Here is a 1,259-nt window from a genome sequence, read left to right on the forward strand (position 1 = left end):
CAAGGCCGTTCCGCCCGCCGTAGCCAACCGGCTTGTTGATCATTTCGATGGACTGCAGAATTTGATGGCGGCGACCATCGAGGACCTCATGACGGTGGATGGGATTGGGGAGCAACGTGCCCGCACCGTGCGCGAGGGACTCTCTCGGATTGCCGAAACGAGCCTGCTTGACCGCTTCATGTGACGTCTATTCGAGCGTGAACCCGGTCGGCTCGCTGACACGCTCACCGAGTTTCGTCACGAGTTCGTATTCGCCCGCACCGGTGAGGGCCTCCACCGCTTCGCATCCCGGCACGCTGCGGAGTCTTGGCCAGGTGAACTCGGCGGTTTCCGTGCCACCGGGCGGAATTGCCTTTTCCAGGTCCTGGGCGCCCTCCTGACAATCCAGCGAGGAGAAGATGCGGTCCCCGCCGCTGGAGATGAGGAACTCCATCTGCGACGTGCCAACGTTCACCGTGCATTCGGCGTCGCCGGTGTTGGTGACGGTGAAGGTGAAGACCGGCTGCCGGTCGGCTGGATACGATTCCGAGTCGGCGGAGGCCAGCACGGTGACCCCGGCAGGATCGCAAACCGGTCCGGCCGTCGTCGTCGATTCAGTGGGTTCCGCGGATCCGGTAAGTGTTGGGGTTGTGGGTGCCGCGCTTGTTGGGGTCGCGCTTTCGGCGGTGCCGGTTGTGGCTGTGCCGGTTGTTGGCTGCGAGGCGCGGAACAGCCCCGCTACCACGATGCCGCCCCACACCAGTCCTCCGAGCAGAATCAGCGCGAGGACCGCAACCACTATCCGACGACGCCTGGCCACCCCGGGGCTCGGCCTTCTGGGTGTGCCGGGAGCGCGCGTGTTGCCGTTGCCGCCCGCCGAGTTCATAGGTTAAGGCTAGGGACCGAAGCGTTGAATTCCGGACGCACCACGCCGGGCGACGACGAATATCATGGAAGGCACAATGGAAACGGTCAACGCTCCCGAGCTTCACGCCCGCATCACGCATTGGTTCTCCTCAGCCGCAAGGGACCTGCCCTGGCGCCTACCCACCCGCACAGCGTGGGGTGTGCTGGTCAGCGAGTTCATGCTCCAGCAGACCCCTGTTGTGCGGGTGCTCCCGGTCTGGACCGACTGGATGACCCGATGGCCAACGCCTGGAGACCTTGCCGCCGTTCCATCCGGCGAAGCGCTTCGCCACTGGGGCCGTCTGGGGTACCCGCGCCGGGCTCTGCGCCTGCACGCGGCGGCCACCGCCGTCGTCGTCAATCATGGCGGGCAG

2 protein-coding genes and 1 pseudogene are annotated in these 1,259 nt (G+C 65.7%); 2 read left to right on the forward strand and 1 reads right to left on the reverse strand.

Annotated features, from left to right (window positions below; all coding sequences use genetic code 11):
• A partial coding sequence (locus Y708_RS28500; protein ID WP_275451116.1) for a helix-hairpin-helix domain-containing protein occupies nt 1–184 on the forward strand: 184 nt, incomplete at its 5' end.
• Between the two features lie 3 nt (nt 185–187).
• On the opposite strand, the gene Y708_RS0114895 is transcribed toward Y708_RS28500, so the two are convergent.
• The gene (locus Y708_RS0114895; protein ID WP_028280542.1) at nt 188–865 is read right to left on the reverse strand and encodes a hypothetical protein; all 678 of its coding nucleotides are present in this window, start codon (nt 863–865) and stop codon (nt 188–190) included.
• Nucleotides 866–941: 76 nt separating this feature from the next.
• On the opposite strand from Y708_RS0114895, the pseudogene Y708_RS25380 reads away from it, so the two are divergent.
• Nucleotides 942–1,259: pseudogene (locus Y708_RS25380) on the forward strand (A/G-specific adenine glycosylase); the annotation flags it as partial.

This window comes from Arthrobacter sp. H5 (genome assembly GCF_000520595.1).
Classification (GTDB): Bacteria; Actinomycetota; Actinomycetes; order Actinomycetales; family Micrococcaceae; genus Arthrobacter_D.

What these genes read in the sequence shown, in the direction of transcription:
- Y708_RS0114895 (WP_028280542.1), bottom strand. Translation starts at nt 865, where the DNA reads ATGAACTCGGCGGGCGGCAACGGCAACACGCGCGCTCCCGGCACACCC.